This is a genomic window from Stenotrophomonas sp. STEN030 (assembly GCF_056759995.1).
Genome location: NZ_JBRREB010000002.1, coordinates 137,245 through 153,765 on the forward strand (window position 1 = coordinate 137,245; position 16,521 = coordinate 153,765).

Here is a 16,521-nt window from a genome sequence, read left to right on the forward strand (position 1 = left end):
CATGGGCGATCTGGTTCCTCGTCTGCAGGACAACGCGCAGGATCTGGCCGATCTGGAGCGTGCGGTGGGCTTGCTGGAATCGCCCACGCTCACCGCCAAGATGGCCAACCTGATCGGCGGGCCATTGGAGTTCGCGGTGCGCAAGCTGCCGACAGCGGTGTCCTCGCGCATCCAGGGCGTGACCGAGGCGGCCTTGTACAAGGCCGCGCAGACGGCACTGTGGACGATGGACAACAAGCAGCCCGGCAAACCGGCATCCCCGCGTCTGCACAAGCTGGCGGCGGCTGCGTCCGGCGCGCTGGGTGGGGCAGGTGGCCTGCCGGCGCTGGCAATCGAGTTGCCGCTGTCCACCACCATCATCATGCGCGCGGTGGCCGATGTCGCCCGCAGCGAAGGTTTCGATCTGAATGAGATGGCGACCCGTCAGGCCTGCCTTGAGGTGTTTGCACTGGGCGGCAACTCTGGTCAGGACGACGCCAGCGAAACCGGTTATTACCTGGCGCGTGGCTTCACCACCGAGGTGATGCGGCATCTGTCAGCGGAGCTGGCTGGTAGCGCCGTCAGCGGCAGTCACGGTGTGCTGCTCGGGCTCGGCCCGAAAGAAGCTGGCAAGTGGCTGGCCAGGATCGTGGAGAAGATCGCTGCGCGCTTTGGCGTGGTGGTATCGGAGAAGTTTGTCGCGCAGGCGGTGCCGGTGATCGGCGCGGTGGCGGGAGCCACTTTGAATACCATGTTCACTGCTTACTACCAGGACATGGCGCGCGGGCATTTCATCATCAAACGACTGGAGTCGAAGTACGGTTTCGACACCGTGAGGCTGGCCTATGGCGGGCTTACTGGTCGTTTGCGCCTTTGATGCTGCGCATCCCGTGCTGAAGGTTCGCTAAGGCGTTGCCTTCACCTGTTACGAAGCCCATTCTGGCTAGCCTGTGCCCTTCTTACCGAGCGAGGTGGTCATGAGCCAGTACAAGGTCGCGGTTTTTGTAGGCAGTCTGCGCAAGGAGTCGATCAATCGGCGGCTGGCGCTGGCGCTGGAAAAGCTGGCCGGTGATCGGGTCAAGTTTGACTACATCCAGATCGGTGACATCCCGCTGTACAACCAGGATCACGATAGCCAGTTCCCGGCGCAGGGCACGCGCATGAAGAACCAGGTGCGCGCCGCCGATGCGGTGCTGTTCGTCACCCCCGAGTACAACCGCTCTATTCCCGGTGTGCTGAAGAATGCCATCGACACGGCCTCACGCCCTTACGGCGACAACGCCTTTGCCGGTAAACCGGCAGCGGTGGTGGGGGCCTCCATCGGTGCCATCGGCAGTGCGCTGGCCCAGCAGCACCTGCGCAATGTGCTGGTGTTCGTTGACCTGGCGGTGATGCCGCAGCCGGAGGCCTTCCTGCACTTCAAGGAGGGCCTGATCGAGGCTGATGGCAGCATCAGCAACGAGGGCACACGCCAGTTCCTGCAGGGTTTTGTCGACAAATTCCTGGTCTGGATCGAGCGCCAGCACCGCGCCTGAAGTCCCACGCGGCGGGGCGGCGCTGATGCCACTCATGCGATAATCCGCACCCGGCGCTGCAACGGCGCCGGGTGCTTGTTTCTGTATGCCAGCCCAATCCCCAGTCCTCGCAGGCTTGGGTTGTAGACAGGTTATCCACAGACTTGTACGTATCCCGGTGGGCGATGCCCACCTAACATGGCCTCAAGGCCTTATTGCAGGAATAACGCTTTTCATGTCCGCCCGTACTGGTTTCCGTTCCGACCGCGACCGCGGTGACCGCAATGACCGCTCCGATCGCAGCGATCAGCGCATCGACGCCTTGCGCGTGCCCCCTCATTCGGTGGAAGCCGAACAGGCCGTGCTTGGCGGTCTGATGCTGGCGCCCGAGGCCTACGACCGGGTCAACGAAGCGCTGACCGACAAGGACTTCTACCGTCGCGACCACCAGCTGATCTACCGCGCGATCCGCGAGCTGTCCGAGCGCGATCGTCCGTTCGATGCGGTGACCCTGGGTGAATGGTTCGAGTCGCAGGGCAAGCTGGACATGGTCGGCGATGGCGCCTACCTGATCGAACTGGCCAGCACCACGCCGTCGGCGGCCAACATCAGTGCCTATGCCGAGATCGTGCGCGACAAGGCGGTGCTGCGGCAGTTGATCCAGGTCGGCACCGACATCGTCAACGATGGTTTCCAGCCGGAAGGGCGTGACAGCTCGGAGCTGTTGCAGACCGCGGAAAAGTCCGTGTTCGCCATTGCCGAGCAGGGCGCGCGCGGGCGTACCGACTTCGTTGCCATGCCGGGCGCGCTGAAGGACGCCTTCGAAGAACTACGCAACCGCTTCGAGAACGGCGGCAACATCACTGGTCTGCCGACCGGTTACAACGATTTCGATGCGATGACCGCCGGCCTGCAGCCGACCGATCTGATCATCCTGGCCGCACGTCCGGCCATGGGCAAGACCACCTTCGCCTTGAACATCGCCGAATACGCGGCGATCAAGTCGAAGAAGGGCGTGGCGGTGTTCTCGATGGAAATGTCCGCATCGCAGTTGGCGATGCGTCTGATTTCCTCCAACGGCCGCATCAATGCACAGCGCCTGCGTACCGGTCAGCTCGAGGACGAGGACTGGAGCCGCGTCACCGGTGCTATCCGCATGCTGAAGGAAACCAAGATCTTCATCGACGATACCCCGGGCGTGTCGCCGGAAATCCTGCGTTCCAAGTGCCGCCGGCTCAAGCGCGAGCACGATCTGGGCCTGATCGTTATCGACTACCTGCAGCTGATGAGCGTGCCGGGCAACAGTGAAAACCGCGCCACCGAAATTTCGGAAATCTCGCGTTCGCTCAAGGGCCTGGCCAAGGAGCTGCACGTGCCGGTGATTGCGCTGTCACAGCTCAACCGCTCCTTGGAAACCCGCACCGACAAGCGTCCGGTGATGGCCGATCTTCGCGAATCCGGCGCTATCGAGCAGGATGCGGACATGATCGTCTTCATCTACCGCGACGATTACTACAACAAGGAAAATTCGCCGGACAAGGGCTTGGCCGAGATCATCATCGGCAAGCACCGTGGTGGTCCCACTGGTTCGTGCAAATTGAAGTTCTTCGGCGAATACACCCGCTTTGACAACCTGAGCCACGATTCGGTCGGTTCATTCGAATAAGCGGGAGCTGCTGCATGTCCACCGCCATTGTCTGGTTCCGCCGCGATCTGCGGCTGCGTGACAACCCGGCGATGCAGGCCGCGATCGAGGCCGGTCACGATATCGTGCCGGTCTACATCCATGCGCCGCAGGAGGAGGGCACATGGGCGCCGGGCGCGGCCTCCGATGCATGGCTGCATCATTCGCTGCAGCAGCTTGAAGCACAGTTGCGCGCCATCGGTTCGGCCTTGGTGTTGCGTAGCGGCGACAGCATGGCGCAGCTGCAGGCGCTGATTGCTGAAAGCGGCGCTGAAGCGGTCTACTGGAATCGCAAGTACGAACCGGCTACGCAACCGCGCGATGCGGCGATCAAGCGTGGCCTGCGCGAGCAGGGTTTGCAGGTCGAAAGCCATAACGGCTATCTGTTGTTCGAACCGTGGGAACTGGCCACGCTGCAAGGTGGCCCGTACAAGGTATTCACTCCATTCTGGCGCAACGCGCTGACCCGCTGGCGGCTGCCTGAACTGTCCGAAGCGCCGCGCACGCTGAGTCCGGTGAAGCTGTCTGGTCTGCCCTTGCAGGCGCTTGGCCTGAAGCCGCGTCTGGGTTGGGATGCCGGCTTCTGGGAACACTGGCAGCCCGGCGAAGCCGGGGCGCAGGAAGCGCTGGAGGTATTCGCAGAAGGCGCGCTCAACGGCTACCGCGAGCAGCGCGACCTGCCAGACCGCACCGGCACCTCACTGCTGTCGCCGCACCTGCATTTCGGTGAAATCGCTCCGTGGCGGATCGCGTACACGCTGGAAGGCATGCGCAGCGCCGGCCGTGATGCGGACATCGATGGTTATATCCGCCAGCTGGGCTGGCGCGAGTTCTCCTGCCACCTGCTGCATCATTTCCCGCAGACCAGCGACGTCAATCTCAATCCGCGCTTCGAGCGTTTCGCCTGGGAACCGGCGCAACCCGCACTGCTGGAAGCCTGGCAGCAGGGGCGTACCGGTATCCCCATCGTCGATGCCGGCATGCGTGAGCTATGGGCGACCGGCTACATGCACAACCGGGTGCGGATGCTGGTGGGCAGTTTTCTGTGCAAGCACATGCGCATGCACTGGAAAGAAGGCGCACGCTGGTTCTGGGATACTTTGGTGGATGCCGACCTGGCCAACAACAGCATGGGCTGGCAGTGGATAGCCGGCACCGGCGCGGATGCGGCGCCGTATTTCCGCGTGTTCAACCCGGTGACGCAGGCGCAGAAATTCGACCCATACGCGCGCTACATCAGCCGCTGGGTGCCTGAACTGGCCGCGCTGCCGTTGAAGGCGCGGTTCGCACCCTGGCAGTTCCCGCAGCTGCTGGCCGAGCACGCGCCCAGCTACCCGACCCAGCCTCTGGTGGACCTTGCGCAGGGTCGCGATGCAGCCTTGGCCGCCTACCAGCGTTGTCGCTGACACTGGCTTAACGCGCAAGACAGTTAGATGAATGGACACCTGTGACGAAGGTCGAGGATCACGCAGGTAGTGCGTCGCGATGTTTATGCTTGCCCGGCAAATCCACGCTGGCCAGTCCGGCCTATCAGGAGACTCAGATGACCACCCTTACTGTTGTTCGTAATCTTTCCATTGGCTTGGTGGCGGCAGCCGTCCTCTCGGCCTGTGCTACCGGTGGCTCGTATGTGCAGCAGGACCAGTACGGCAATCAGACCCAGCAGCAGAACAAGACCGGCAAGGGCGCGTTGATCGGCTCGGCCATCGGCGTTGCTGCCGGCCTGCTCAGCGGCGGCAACGCCACCGAGCGTCGTCAGCGCGCAATGGTGGGTGCCGGTATCGGCGCACTCGGCGGTGCTGCGGTTGGCAACTACCAGGACCGTCAGGAACGCGCACTGCGTGAGCGCACTGCCAACACCGGTATCGACGTGCAGCGCGACGGTGACAACATCACCCTGAGCCTGCCAGACGGCATTACCTTCGATTTCAACAAGACCACGCTGAAGCCGCAGTTCTACGGTGCGCTCAATGGCGTTGCCAGCACTTTGAGCGAATACAACCAGACCATGATCGAAGTGGTTGGTCACACCGACAGCATTGGTAGCGATGCTGTGAACAACCGTATTTCCAAGGAGCGTGCTGATGCAGTGGCGGCATACCTGACCGCACAGGGCGTGCAGCGCGAGCGCATTGAAACCCTTGGTGCAGGCAAGGCCTATCCGATCGCTGACAACAGCACTGATGCTGGCCGCGCGCAGAACCGCCGCGTCGAGATCCGCGTGATCCCGCTGCGTTCCTGATCGAAGCAGTTGCTTGATGATGTAAACGAAGGGCCGCGCAAGCGGCCCTTTTTACTCCCTCCATTGCGCCGCAGGCGCAGGGGAGGGCTGGGGAGGGGTAGTTTTGGCTGTTGCTGCTGCTTTGGTTTTGGTTGCTGTTGCAGCTGTTGCTTTCGCTCCCTTCTCCCGCTTGCGGGAGAAGGTGGTGCGCAGCACCGGATGAGGGGGCTCTGGCTTGGCTCGCGGGAAAAGCGCTGCATGCACTGCGGAAGCAAGGGCAAAAGCAAAAGCAAAAGCAAAAGCTACCCCTTCCCAACCCTCCCCTACGCCTGCGGCGTAAGGGAGGGAGTCGAAGCCACAGCTACTCCGCAACCACCACGCTGTTACGCCCCTTGCCCTTGGCCTCATACAGCGCGGTATCAGCACGCGCAAACCAGTCTTGCCAACGCTGCTCACCGGCATACATCGCCGCACCTACCGAGATGGTGATGCGGCCGCCTGGTCCGCGCAGCGATTCATAGACCGCTTTGCGCAGGCGTTCGGTAAACCGGACCAGCGCTTCATGGCTGCCGGTATCAGCAAGAATCACGAACTCCTCGCCGCCAAAACGAAACACCTGGTCGTTCTCACGCAGTTCAAAACGCAGGATCGCCGCCAAGTCGGACAGGGCGGTATCACCGGCACCATGACCGTAGTGGTCGTTGACCTCTTTGAAATTGTCGATGTCGATCACCACCAAGCCTTGCCGGTAGCGTTCATCGCGGACGCCATCGATATGCGCTTGCAGTGATTTTTCCAAAGCACGCCGATTGGGGACGCCGGTCAGTGTATCCAGCGATGCCAGCATCTCCAGGCGAGTGCGGTCGCCTTGCAGGCGGCGTGAGAAGTGGTAGCCAAAACCGAATACCAGCACGATCACGGTCAGTGCCTGCAGGTGTGCAGGGTGACCGAGCAGCACGTTTGGCATGAGCAGCAGGCCTGCAACCAGCAACAGATTGAGCGGGGTGGCGATCTGGTTGCGGACGATGAAGAAATTGGACATCAAGGTCAGGTAGGTCCACGGCAGGGCGTCGCTACCCAGCTGCCAGGCGGAGAGCAGGCTGCCGCCTACCGTGCTCAGGCACAGCAACACGCCGCCTGTCTCCAGGCGGGGCTTGCGCTGATGGATCCATACGCTGGCCAGCAGGGCCAGTGCTGACAACAGACAGCTGGCTGCGGCAACAAGGCGTTGCCCGTCAAACCACAGCCAGATCGAGAAGAACAGCAAGGCCAGCGTAGTGACCGGAGCAATGGTGCGCAGCGGCACGCTACGCAATGCCTGGGGCAGGGACGGATGCGACTTTATGGAGGTTTTAGGGTCCATATGCCGCAAAAGATAGCAGCGGCGCTGTGTTTTTCGTATTCACCTGAATAGCGGCGCTCAGCCTCTGGCGAGCTTTGTGCAGATGGAGTACAAATGTACTCCATGACTGACCTCAGCCCACGCCGTGCCGCCATCCTTCGCTATATCCGTGACCAGGTGAATGGGCACGGACAGGCCCCCTCGTTGGCCGAGATTGCCGCCGCCTGTGGGCTGGCATCGCGCGGTGCGGCGCGCAAACACGTACTGGCCTTGAGCGAGGCCGGCTTGATCGAGGTGGCTGCCGGGCAGGCACGTGGGATTCGCCCGGTGGGACTGACGCCGCGTGCGGAGTTGCTGCAGGTGCCCATCCTTGGCCGGGTCGCGGCGGGCACGCCGATCGGCGCCGATGCCGAGCTGGTCGATACCCTCGCGTTGGATGAACGCCTGTTTGCCGCGCGTCCGGATTACCTGCTGCGGGTGCAGGGCGATTCGATGATTGACGACGGTATTTTCGATGGTGATCTAGTCGGCGTCAGGCGCAGCAGCGATGCGCGCAACGGGCAGACGGTGGTGGCGCGGTTGGACGGTGAACTGACCATCAAGCGGCTGTCGCGCAGTGGCACCACGCTGCGGCTGCTGCCGCGCAACCCGGCCTATGCGCCGATTGAAGTGCAGCACGATCAGGACTTCGCCATCGAGGGTGTGTTCTGTGGCCTGGTGCGGCGCGGCTGATGGGTGCGGTTGTTGCCCTCGATAGTCTGCTGCACGAACGCCGGGTCTGGCGTGGTAGGCCTGCGCCGTTGCCGGCCAGCCGCCAATCCACGGGCTATGCGCAACTGGATGACGTTTTGCCTACCGGTGGTTGGCCGGAGTCCGCGCTGAGCGAAATCCTGTTGCCGGCTGAAGGCGTGGGTGAGCTGCGTCTGCTATGGCCGTCATTGGCACGATTGACCCAGGCCGGTGAGCGCGTGGTGCTGGTGGCGCCGCCGCATATTCCATATGCACCGGCTTGGCAGGCAGCGGGTGTCGATCTGCGCCAGTTGCAGGTGGTGCAGGCCACGGATCAACGTGATGCGCTGTGGGCCACTGAACAATGCCTGCGTTCTGGCAGTTGCGGTGCCGTGCTGTGCTGGCCGCAGATGGCCGAAGACAAGGCCTTGCGACGGCTGCAGGTGGCGGCCGAATCCGGGCAGACGCTGGGTTTCGCCAGCCGGCCGTTGCAGGCGGCGAAGAATCCTTCGCCAGCCGCCTTGCGCGTCGCCATCGACGCGCAGCCGGCGCAGTTGCGGGTGTTGAAATGCCGCGGCGGCATGGTGCCAACGCGTCCATTACCTTTTGCCCGGGGGCAGTAAGTCATGCGCTGGGCCTGCATTCTATTGCCGCATCTGGCCATGGACGGCGTATTGCGCGCCTGTGCCGAGCCGGAGGCGGCGCGGGTATTGATCAGTGGGCCCAGCCAGCGGCGGGTGCTGCACGCGGTCAATCCCGCAGCGGCGGCTTTGGGCTTGAAGGCCGGGCAATCGCTGGTGACGGCGCAGGCGCTGGCCACCGGTTTTGAAATACACCCGTATGAGCCGGACGCGCAGTCGGAGTGGCATCGCTTCCTTGCGGCCTGGGCGTATCAATTCAGCTCGCAGGTAAGCCTGCAGTATGCGCAGGCGCTGATCATCGAAATCGAGCACAGCTTGGCGCTGTTCGGGCCGTGGCCGAAGTTCGAGGCGCGCCTGCGGCAGGAATTGGACGCGCTGGGTTTCCGCCACCGGATTGCCTTGGCTCCCAATCCGGTGGCCGCACGCGCATTGGCCAATGCCCGTGATGGCTTGAGCGTGGATGAAGCGGGGTTGGCGGCATTGCTGGGGCAGTTGCCGGTGGCGCGGGCTGGCTTTGGTGCCAGTGCCTCTGCGGCATTCGCGCGCATGGGTATCCGCACCGTAAAACAATTGCAGGGCTTGCCACGGGCCAGCATCAACCGGCGTTTTGCGCCGGATGTACTGCGGCAGCTGGATGCCTTGCTGGGTGAGCGGGCTTTTGTATTGCAGCCGTATCAGCCGCCGGATGTATTCGAGCTGCGCATCGAGCTGGGTTACGAAGTGGAGTCCTCGCAGGCCTTGCTATTCCCCTTGCGGCGCCTGACCTCGGACCTTGCCGCGTTTCTTGCCGGCCGCGATGGCAGCGTGCAGCGCTTTGTGCTGTTGCTGGAGCACGAGGACCGGCCGCCCACCACCTTGGAAATCGGCCTGCTTGCGGCCGAGCGTGATGCCAGCCTGTTGTTCGAGATTGCCCGCAGCCGGCTGGAGCAGGCCAAGATCCCGGCACCGGTACGCCAGTTTGGTCTGCGTGCCGATCAGTTGCCGGCCTTTGTGCCGGAGCATCGCGAGCTGTTTGATACCCGCCCGCAGCAGAGCATGCCGTGGGAACAGCTGCGCGAACGCCTGCGTGCCCGCCTGGGCGATCAATCCGTGCATGGGCTACGCGTACATGCCGACCATAGGCCCGAATATGCCTGGCGCGGCGAGGCTGCAGTTGCAGCCGCAGCTGCAACAACCAGCAACTTGCCGTCACCAGTACGTCCAGGCTGGCTGCTGCGCACGCCGCAGCCTTGGCCAGGAGCAAGCCCGGAACTGCTGTCGGCACCTGAGCGGATCGAAAGTGGCTGGTGGGACGGCGATGACGTACGCCGTGATTACTACCGGGTCAGCACCCGCTTCGGCCAGCAGGCCTGGGCCTGGCGCGAGGTTGGCGGCGAGGGTGGCTTCATGCTGCAGGGCTGGTTCGCATGAGTGCCGCTTATGCCGAACTGCATTGCCTGTCCGCTTTCAGTTTCCAGCGCGGTGCATCGACCGCGGACGAGTTGTTTGCGCGGGCCAAGGCGCATGGTTACCAAGCGCTGGCGATCACCGACGAATGCACGTTGGCCGGCATTGTGCGCGCTTGGCGCGCGTCGAAGGAAACCGGTTTGCAGTTGATTGTCGGCAGCGAAATTCAACTGGAAAACGGCGCCAAGCTGGTCCTGCTGGTGGAAGACTCTGCAGGCTACCAAGCGCTGTGCTGGCTGATAACACAGGCAAGGCGGCGGGCGGAAAAGGGCGAATACCGACTGTTGGCCGAGGACCTGGCGGCGATTGATCGCAGCGGCCTGCTGGCCTTGTGGCTGCCTGCGGCACAACCAGAACCTGCCGAAGGCATGCAGTTGCGCGAATGGTTCCCGCAGCGCTGCTGGATTGCAGTGGAACTGCATCACGGCGCCGATGATGAGGCGCGTCTGCAGCAGCTGCAGGCATTGGGCGCACAACTGCAGCTGCCATTGGTGGCTGCTGGCGACGTGCATATGCATGCGCGTGGACGCCGGGCATTGCAAGATGTGATGACGGCCATCCGCCACCGCGTCACCGTTGCCGAGGCCGGGCAGCGCCTGTTCGCCAACGGTGAGCGGCATCTGCGTCCGCTGCAGGCGTTGCAGGCGATCTATCCAGCCGCGCTGTTGCAGCAGACGCTGTGCATCGCCAAGCGCTGCGCCGGGTTCGACCTGAAGGAAGCCGTCAACTATCTATATCCCAGCGAGGTAGTACCCGCCGGTTACACCGCGCAGTGCTGGCTGGCGGAGCTGGTGACGCGTGGTGCAGGCAAGCGTTGGCCGGATGGAACCCCGCTGCAGGCGCAGGCCTTGATCGAAAAGGAACTGGGCCTGATCGCCAAGAAGAAGTACGCCTCGTACTTCCTCACCGTGCACGATCTGGTGGCCTATGCGCGCAGCATCGGCATTCTTTGCCAGGGCCGTGGCTCTGCCGCCAATTCGGTGGTGTGCTTCGTGCTTGGAATCACCGAACTTGATCCTTCGCACAGCCATCTGTTGTTTGAACGTTTCATCTCGGATGACCGTGATGAGCCGCCGGATATCGACGTGGATTTCGAGCACGAGCGGCGCGAGGAAGTCATCCAGTACGTGTTCTCACGCTATGGACGTGAGCGTGCTGCCCTGGCTGCTGTCGCAACGCAGTACGGCGGTCGTGGCGCGCTGCGTGATGTGGCGCGGGTGCTCGGTATGCCGGGTGATGTGATCACGCAGCTGACCTCCAGCATTGGCCAGTGGTCGGACAGCGTGCCTGAGGAGGAACGTCTGCGTGAGCACGGTTTTGATCCGGATAGCCCTCTGCTGCGCCGCATCCTGATACTGGCCAATGAATTGATCGATTTCCCGCATTACCTGTCGCAGCACCCGGGCGGCTTCGTCATTTCCGAACGCGCCCTGCACAGTATGGTGCCGGTTGAAAACGCGGCGATGGAGGCGCGTACCGTCATCCAATGGGACAAGGACGATCTGGAGTCACTGGGCTTGATGAAGGTCGACGTGCTGGCGCTGGGCATGCTCACCGCTGTGCGTCGCTGTTTCGATCTGATCCAGCGTTATCGCGGCCTGCATTTCACCTTGGCGACGATCCCGCAGGAAGACAGGCCTACCTACGCGATGATCAGCCGCGCCGACACCATCGGCGTGTTCCAGATCGAATCGCGCGCGCAGATGGCGATGCTGCCGCGGCTGAAACCGCAGACGTTCTACGACCTGGTGGTTGAAGTGGCCATCGTCCGCCCCGGCCCGATCCAGGGTGACATGGTGCATCCCTACCTGCGCCGGCGTACCGGTGAGGAGTTGATCAACTACCCCTCTGAAGCCTTGAAAGAAGTGCTTAAACGGACCCTGGGAGTGCCGCTGTTCCAGGAACAGGTGATGCAGATCGCGATGGTCGCGGCTGGCTACAACGCCAGCGAAGCCGATGGTCTGCGTCGTTCGATGGCGGCCTGGAAACGCCACGGCGGGCTGGAACCGCATCGGTTGAAACTCACCGAAGGCATGCTTGAACGCGGCTATCCGCTGGAGTTCGCCGAGCGCATCTTCGAGCAGATCAAGGGCTTCGGCAGCTATGGTTTCCCGGAAAGCCATGCGGCGAGTTTTGCGCTGATCGCCTATGCCAGCAGTTGGCTGAAATGCCACCACCCAGCCGAGTTCACCTGCGCACTGCTCAACAGCCAACCGATGGGTTTCTACAGCCCGGATCAGCTGCTGCAGGATGTGCGCAGGCACGGTGTGGCGACACGACCGCTGGATGTGCGTTACAGCGGCTGGGACTGTTCGTTGGAACGGGAGCAAGACGGTGAGCGGCTGGCGATCCGTTTGGGCTTTTGCCTGGTGCGTGGCTTCAGCGCAGAAGACGCGCTGCGGATCGAGCAGGCGAGGGCACAGGCTGCGTTTACCGATATCGCCGACCTGTGCCGGCGGGCTGATCTGGATGCACGCGCACGCGCCTTGCTGGCCGATTCCGGTGCCTTGCGCGGCATGGCCGGCAACCGCCACCGCGCGCGTTGGGCTATTGCCGGTGTCGAAGATCAGCGGCCGCTATTTGACGATCAGCCAGCGACGGCCGAAGCCGTTGTCGCCTTGCCGATGCCCAGCGCTGGTGAGGATCTGAACGCCGATTACGCTTTGCTCGGGACTACCTTGGAGCTGCACCCGCTGGCACGACTGCGGCGACAGCTCAGTGCGCGTCGTTGCCGCAGTTCCAAGGATCTGGAAAGCATGCGCAGCACAGGCAATGTACTGGTAGCCGGGCTGGTGCGCGGGCGGCAGCGGCCAGCAACCGCCAGCGGCGTCACCTTCATCACGTTGGAAGACGAGTTTGGCCAGATCAATGTGGTGGTCTGGCGGCAGCTGGCCGAGCGCCAGCGGCAGGTGTTCCTGGAATCACGGCTGCTGCAGGTCAGTGGACGGCTGGAAGCCGAAAACGGCGTGCGTCATCTGATCGCACGCCGCCTGGATGACCTGTCGCCGCTATTGGGCAGCCTGGACGTACGCAGCCGCGACTTCCATTGAGTCATCGCGGACGTTCGTCCTAATAGCGGTCCACAACTACACCGCGTTGAAGCTCGCCGCCAAGGTGCCGACCACCAATACCCAGCCGTCCACCAGTACGAACAGCAATATCTTGAACGGTGCCGAGACCAGCATCGGTGACAGCATCATCATGCCCATCGACATCAGTACGCTGGATACGACAAGGTCGATGATGACGAACGGGATGAAGATCAGGAAGCCGATCTCGAACGCGGTCTTCAGCTCGCTGGTGACGAAGGAGGCAACCAGTACCGGGAATGGAATCGCATCCGGGCTGGCGTACGGCCCTTGCCCAGCCAGGCCAGCAAAGGTCATCAGGTCGGTCTCGCGGACCTGCGCCAGCATGAAGGCACGCAGCGGTGCGGTGGACAGCTGCCAAGCGGTCTGGAAGTCGATCTTGCCATCCAGATATGGCGCCATGCCGGTGGACCATGATTTGTCCCACACCGGCATCATGATCATCGTGGTCAGGAACAAGGCCAGGCCCAGCAGGATCTGGTTGGACGGGGTCTGCCCGGTGCCCAGCGCCTGACGCAGCAAGCCGAGCACGATGATGATGCGGGTGAACGCGGTGAGTACCAGCAGCATCGACGGCAGCAAGGTGATTGCCGTCATCAACAACAGGGTCTGCAGCGGCAGGCTGACCGGCGCGCCGCCGATCTTGCCGACGTTTACGTCCGGCAGCGCCGGTACCTGCGGGCCGGGTGCGGCCCAGGCGAACAGTGGCAATGCCAGCACCGCCAGCACGATCAGCAGCTGCCAGAGCGTACGTGAGTTGAAACCGCGAGAGTTGAGACCTTGGCCCGACATGTTCAGGAGTCCTTGCGCAGCTTCTGTGCCAGCAGCTGGGCGAAATTCGGTAGTTGTTTGAGATTGGGCAGGGCCGGCGCGGGTGTTTGCGGCAGCGGCTCGGGCAGCTGGTGCAGGGTGCTGATGCCGCCAGCGGTAATGCCCAGCAGCAGCTGCTGGCCATTGACGTCGACCACCACCACGCGCTCCTTGGCGCCGACGTTGATGCTGGCGACTACCTTCAGGCCTTCAGCCGGGCGGAACGCGCCGCCGGGCATGCGCTTGAGCAACCAGCCCAGGCCGATGATCAGGCCCAGCACCAGCAACAAGGTGAAGAACGCGCCGAACAGGCCGGGCGCACTGGCCGCGTGCTGGCCCACCGGTGTCGCTGCCTTGGCAGCCGGTGCGGCGTAGGCGAGCAATGCGATCAACGCAGTCTCCGGATGCGCTCGCTGGGGCTGACCACATCGGTCAGACGCACGCCGAAGCGATCATTGATGACGACGACTTCACCGTGGGCGATCAGCGTGCCGTTGACGAACACGTCCAGCGATTCGCCAGCACCGCGTTCCAGTTCCACCACCGAGCCCTGGTTGAGCTGCAGCAGGTTGCGGATCGGCAGGCGAGCGCGGCCTACTTCCAGCGACAGGGTCACCGGTACGTCGAGGATGACGTCCAGATCCAGGTCGGTGCTGATGCCGTTGTCGGCCTGCAGGTTGCTGAACTGTGCCGGCGTTGCGGCGTTCTCAGTCTCGGGGGAGTGATTGTCATTCATCGGTGTTTTCCTGAATCACGGGGACGCTCGGGCGCTTTCCCGGAGGATGGGTAGCAGTGATCTTGATGGCGTTGCGTTCGTTGGATACGCCAAACTCGCCGGTGAAAACCGGGATGCCTTCCACGCACAGCGGCACCTGTTTGGGCATGTCGATCGGCAGCACATCGCCGATCTTCAACTTGGTCAGCTCGCGCAGGCTCATGCGGCGCTTGGCCAGCACGCTGGAAAGCTCGACCTCGGCGGTGTCCAACTGCTCGCGCAGCATCACCGCCCAGCTCTCGTCGCGGTCGTTGCGATCGCTCTGGATGCCGGCGTCGAGCAGTTCGCGGATCGGCTCAAGCATCGAGTACGGCAAGGTGATGTGGATGTCGCCGCCGCCGCTGTCGAGCTCGACGTGGAAGCGGCTGACCACCACGTATTCGCGCGGGCTGACGATGTTGGCGAAGTGCGGGTTGATCTCGGAGTTGATGTAGTCGAAATCGACATTCATCACCGGGCCCCAAGCTTCGCGCAGATCGGTGAATGTCTGCTTCAGCAGCAACTGGATCACGCGCATTTCGGTGGCAGTGAACTCGCGACCTTCGATGCGGGTGGGGTAGCGTCCGTCACCACCGAAGAAGTTGTCGACGATGGCAAACACCAGGGTCGGCTCGAACACGATCAGGCCGGTACCACGCAGCGGTTTGAAGCGGATCAGGTTGAGATTGGTCGGCACATACAGCGAATGCAGGTAGTCACCGAACTTGATCAACTCGATACCGCGTACCGACAACTCGGCCGAGCGCCGGATCAGGTTGAACAGACCGATGCGCCACAAGCGCGCAAAACGCTCATTGACCATTTCCAGGGTCGGCATGCGTCCACGGATGATGCGGTCCTGGCTGGCGAAGTCGTACGAACGCGCTTCGCCTGGCGCCGCCGCCGGCTCGGCGGTATTGACCGAGCCGGAATCGACGCCGTGCAGCAGGGCATCAATCTCGTCTTGGGACAGCAGGTCATTGATGCTCATCGTGGCGCCTTACTGGGTCACAAAGCTGGTGAACAACAAGTCGTCGACACTGTTCTGGCCGGTTTCGGCCTTCATCAGCTTCTTCACTTCGGCCAGCGCCGAGGCCTGCAGCTTTTCCTTGCCCGCGCGATCGGCGATCTGAGTCGGCTCGACCTGCGAGAACAGCATCAATAATTTGGCGCGAATGGCCGGGGCGTGGGTCTGCAGCGCAGTCAGCGCCAGCGGATCACGGGTCATCAGCTGCACTTCGACCTGCAGATAACGCGGGCCGTCGACAGGGCCACTCAGGTTGACCACGAAGGCCGGGTCCAGCGCGAAGTACTGGGCAGGCGCCGGGGTCTTGGGCTTTGCTTCCTTGCTGGCTTCGGCGTGGGCCTTGCCCTGGGTGAAGTACCAGACCCCGCCACCGGCCGCGGCAGCAGCGAACACGGCGATCAGGGCGGGGACCAGCAACGAGCGCTTCGGTTTGCTTGCCGCGTCCTTGGTGGGTTCAGCTTTGCGGTTTTTATCTGCGGCAACGGCCACGTGGAGCTCCTCAGGATTGCTGCCCAGTCAGATGCAAGGGCTGTGCCGGAGGAGGTGAAAGGGCCGATGGCGGGAATTTGACGCGGGGCCCGAGAGCTTGTGCCGCTGTAGGAGCGGCGTAAGCCGCGAAGCTGATGCCGGTTCTGCCGACGCATAAATGGCCTGCCAACGGACGGTAAACAGCCGATGGTGGCATCACCCTTTGGGCATGCCCCTGCAACCGATCAACCCATACAGCGGCCACAAGGCACTGCGTCTAGGCCGCGCTTCCATACGTGGTCAGCTTTACCTGGTCACCTTCACTACGAACGCTCGTGTGTCAATCTTTTTGGATCACGCGCTTGCGGCGACTGTAGCCCGTGCCGTCCATCACTCTCAGCTTTGGCATGACGCCGTATTGGTCGCTTGGGTACTGATGCCTGATCACTGGCACGGCTTGATCCAACTGGGTCAGGAAACAGACCTCAGTGCATTGGTTCGAAATATCAAAAGCAACACGGCGCGGTGCTTGCCGGCTTCAGTATGCCGTCCAATCTGGAGCCGTGGTTTCCATGATAGGGCCCTGCGGAAGGATGATGATGTTAGGGCAGCTGCCCGCTATATCGTGATGAATCCGGTAAGGGCCGGGCTGGTCACATCAGTTCGCTTCTATCCTTTCTGGAATGCGGTGTGGCTGTGAATCGCGGTTACCTCGCTATAGGAGCGGGGGGGGGGGCGCGCAGCCCGGGGCCGCCACCCAAAAACAACAACCCACCCCACGCACCAGCCACCCCCGCCCCGCCACGGAGGGGAGGGC

The 16,521-nt window shown here is 62.8% G+C and carries 16 protein-coding genes; 10 read left to right on the forward strand and 6 right to left on the reverse strand.

Translation table 11 applies throughout. From position 1 onward, the window contains the following. The first annotated feature begins 1 nt into the window (after position 1). The 5 genes from ACVOLR_RS01230 (at position 2) to ACVOLR_RS01250 (ending at position 5,419) form a co-directional block, all read left to right on the forward strand. Positions 2-856, forward strand: a complete 855-nt coding sequence (locus ACVOLR_RS01230) for an EcsC family protein (protein ID WP_481534827.1) — start codon at positions 2-4, stop codon at positions 854-856. Between the two features lie 100 nt (positions 857-956). Then, a complete protein-coding gene (locus ACVOLR_RS01235) occupies positions 957-1,514 on the forward strand; it encodes an NADPH-dependent FMN reductase (RefSeq protein WP_481534828.1) in 558 nt (185 codons plus the stop codon). A 214-nt stretch (positions 1,515-1,728) separates the two neighbouring features. After that, the gene (locus ACVOLR_RS01240) at positions 1,729-3,159 is read left to right on the forward strand and encodes a replicative DNA helicase (protein ID WP_481511325.1); all 1,431 of its coding nucleotides are present in this window, start codon (positions 1,729-1,731) and stop codon (positions 3,157-3,159) included. A 14-nt stretch (positions 3,160-3,173) separates the two neighbouring features. Continuing rightward, entirely contained in the window at positions 3,174-4,583 is a 1,410-nt protein-coding gene (locus tag ACVOLR_RS01245; RefSeq protein ID WP_481534829.1) for a cryptochrome/photolyase family protein, read from the forward strand. Between the two features lie 137 nt (positions 4,584-4,720). Continuing rightward, positions 4,721-5,419: a YiaD family glycine zipper/OmpA-like lipoprotein gene (locus ACVOLR_RS01250; protein ID WP_481514752.1), complete on the forward strand. Its 699-nt coding sequence runs from the start codon at positions 4,721-4,723 to the stop codon at positions 5,417-5,419. A gap of 340 nt (positions 5,420-5,759) precedes the next feature. Here the strand turns inward: ACVOLR_RS01250 and ACVOLR_RS01255 are convergent, their stop codons facing one another. Further along, complete coding sequence (locus ACVOLR_RS01255; protein WP_481534830.1) at positions 5,760-6,704, reverse strand: GGDEF domain-containing protein; 945 nt, start codon at positions 6,702-6,704, stop codon at positions 5,760-5,762. A gap of 159 nt (positions 6,705-6,863) precedes the next feature. Here ACVOLR_RS01255 and lexA point away from each other — a divergent pair, with 159 nt between their 5' ends. From lexA to ACVOLR_RS01275, 4 genes are read left to right on the forward strand one after another with little or no spacing between them, the layout of a single operon-like run. Beyond that, complete coding sequence (gene lexA, locus ACVOLR_RS01260) at positions 6,864-7,472, forward strand: transcriptional repressor LexA (RefSeq protein WP_481534831.1); 609 nt, start codon at positions 6,864-6,866, stop codon at positions 7,470-7,472. Continuing rightward, positions 7,472-8,092, forward strand: a complete 621-nt coding sequence (imuA, locus tag ACVOLR_RS01265; protein ID WP_481534832.1) for a translesion DNA synthesis-associated protein ImuA — start codon at positions 7,472-7,474, stop codon at positions 8,090-8,092. Before lexA ends, imuA begins: the two co-directional genes overlap by 1 nt. A gap of 3 nt (positions 8,093-8,095) precedes the next feature. After that, positions 8,096-9,520, forward strand: coding sequence for a Y-family DNA polymerase (locus ACVOLR_RS01270; protein WP_481534833.1), 1,425 nt, complete (start codon positions 8,096-8,098; stop codon positions 9,518-9,520). Beyond that, positions 9,517-12,606, forward strand: a complete 3,090-nt coding sequence (locus ACVOLR_RS01275; RefSeq protein WP_481534834.1) for an error-prone DNA polymerase — start codon at positions 9,517-9,519, stop codon at positions 12,604-12,606. Before ACVOLR_RS01270 ends, ACVOLR_RS01275 begins: the two co-directional genes overlap by 4 nt. Positions 12,607-12,642: 36 nt before the next feature. Here ACVOLR_RS01275 and fliP read toward each other — a convergent pair whose 3' ends face one another. Genes fliP through ACVOLR_RS01300 form a run of 5 tightly spaced genes read right to left on the reverse strand, consistent with a single transcriptional unit; the run spans position 12,643 to position 15,725 of the window. After that, positions 12,643-13,437 (reverse strand): flagellar type III secretion system pore protein FliP, encoded by a 795-nt coding sequence (gene fliP / locus ACVOLR_RS01280; RefSeq protein ID WP_481534835.1) that lies wholly within the window; start codon positions 13,435-13,437, stop codon positions 12,643-12,645. Between the two features lie 2 nt (positions 13,438-13,439). Next, a complete protein-coding gene (fliO, locus tag ACVOLR_RS01285) occupies positions 13,440-13,847 on the reverse strand; it encodes a flagellar biosynthetic protein FliO (RefSeq protein WP_057628148.1) in 408 nt (135 codons plus the stop codon). After that, complete coding sequence (fliN, locus tag ACVOLR_RS01290; protein WP_481511334.1) at positions 13,844-14,191, reverse strand: flagellar motor switch protein FliN; 348 nt, start codon at positions 14,189-14,191, stop codon at positions 13,844-13,846. The genes fliO and fliN overlap by 4 nt, the downstream gene beginning before the upstream one ends. Next, positions 14,184-15,200, reverse strand: coding sequence for a flagellar motor switch protein FliM (fliM, locus tag ACVOLR_RS01295; protein WP_481534836.1), 1,017 nt, complete (start codon positions 15,198-15,200; stop codon positions 14,184-14,186). Before fliM ends, fliN begins: the two co-directional genes overlap by 8 nt. A gap of 9 nt (positions 15,201-15,209) precedes the next feature. Further along, complete coding sequence (locus ACVOLR_RS01300) at positions 15,210-15,725, reverse strand: flagellar basal body-associated FliL family protein (protein WP_481534837.1); 516 nt, start codon at positions 15,723-15,725, stop codon at positions 15,210-15,212. Between the two features lie 208 nt (positions 15,726-15,933). On the opposite strand from ACVOLR_RS01300, the gene ACVOLR_RS01305 reads away from it, so the two are divergent. Then, positions 15,934-16,404 (forward strand): REP-associated tyrosine transposase, encoded by a 471-nt coding sequence (locus ACVOLR_RS01305; RefSeq protein WP_481534838.1) that lies wholly within the window; start codon positions 15,934-15,936, stop codon positions 16,402-16,404. The last annotated feature ends 117 nt before the right edge of the window (positions 16,405-16,521 follow it).

Excerpts from the sequence above, each read along its gene's own strand:
- fliM (WP_481534836.1), bottom strand. The coding sequence starts at position 15,200 with ATGAGCATCAATGACCTGCTGTCCCAAGACGAGATTGATGCCCTGCTG.
- fliN (WP_481511334.1), bottom strand. The coding sequence starts at position 14,191 with ATGAATGACAATCACTCCCCCGAGACTGAGAACGCCGCAACGCCGGCA.
- ACVOLR_RS01270 (WP_481534833.1), top strand. The coding sequence starts at position 8,096 with ATGCGCTGGGCCTGCATTCTATTGCCGCATCTGGCCATGGACGGCGTA.
- ACVOLR_RS01240 (WP_481511325.1), top strand. The coding sequence starts at position 1,729 with ATGTCCGCCCGTACTGGTTTCCGTTCCGACCGCGACCGCGGTGACCGC.
- ACVOLR_RS01250 (WP_481514752.1), top strand. The coding sequence starts at position 4,721 with ATGACCACCCTTACTGTTGTTCGTAATCTTTCCATTGGCTTGGTGGCG.
- fliP (WP_481534835.1), bottom strand. The coding sequence starts at position 13,437 with ATGTCGGGCCAAGGTCTCAACTCTCGCGGTTTCAACTCACGTACGCTC.
- ACVOLR_RS01230 (WP_481534827.1), top strand. The coding sequence starts at position 2 with ATGGGCGATCTGGTTCCTCGTCTGCAGGACAACGCGCAGGATCTGGCC.
- lexA (WP_481534831.1), top strand. The coding sequence starts at position 6,864 with ATGACTGACCTCAGCCCACGCCGTGCCGCCATCCTTCGCTATATCCGT.
- imuA (WP_481534832.1), top strand. The coding sequence starts at position 7,472 with ATGGGTGCGGTTGTTGCCCTCGATAGTCTGCTGCACGAACGCCGGGTC.
- ACVOLR_RS01305 (WP_481534838.1), top strand. The coding sequence starts at position 15,934 with ATGCCCCTGCAACCGATCAACCCATACAGCGGCCACAAGGCACTGCGT.
- ACVOLR_RS01245 (WP_481534829.1), top strand. The coding sequence starts at position 3,174 with ATGTCCACCGCCATTGTCTGGTTCCGCCGCGATCTGCGGCTGCGTGAC.
- ACVOLR_RS01275 (WP_481534834.1), top strand. The coding sequence starts at position 9,517 with ATGAGTGCCGCTTATGCCGAACTGCATTGCCTGTCCGCTTTCAGTTTC.
- ACVOLR_RS01235 (WP_481534828.1), top strand. The coding sequence starts at position 957 with ATGAGCCAGTACAAGGTCGCGGTTTTTGTAGGCAGTCTGCGCAAGGAG.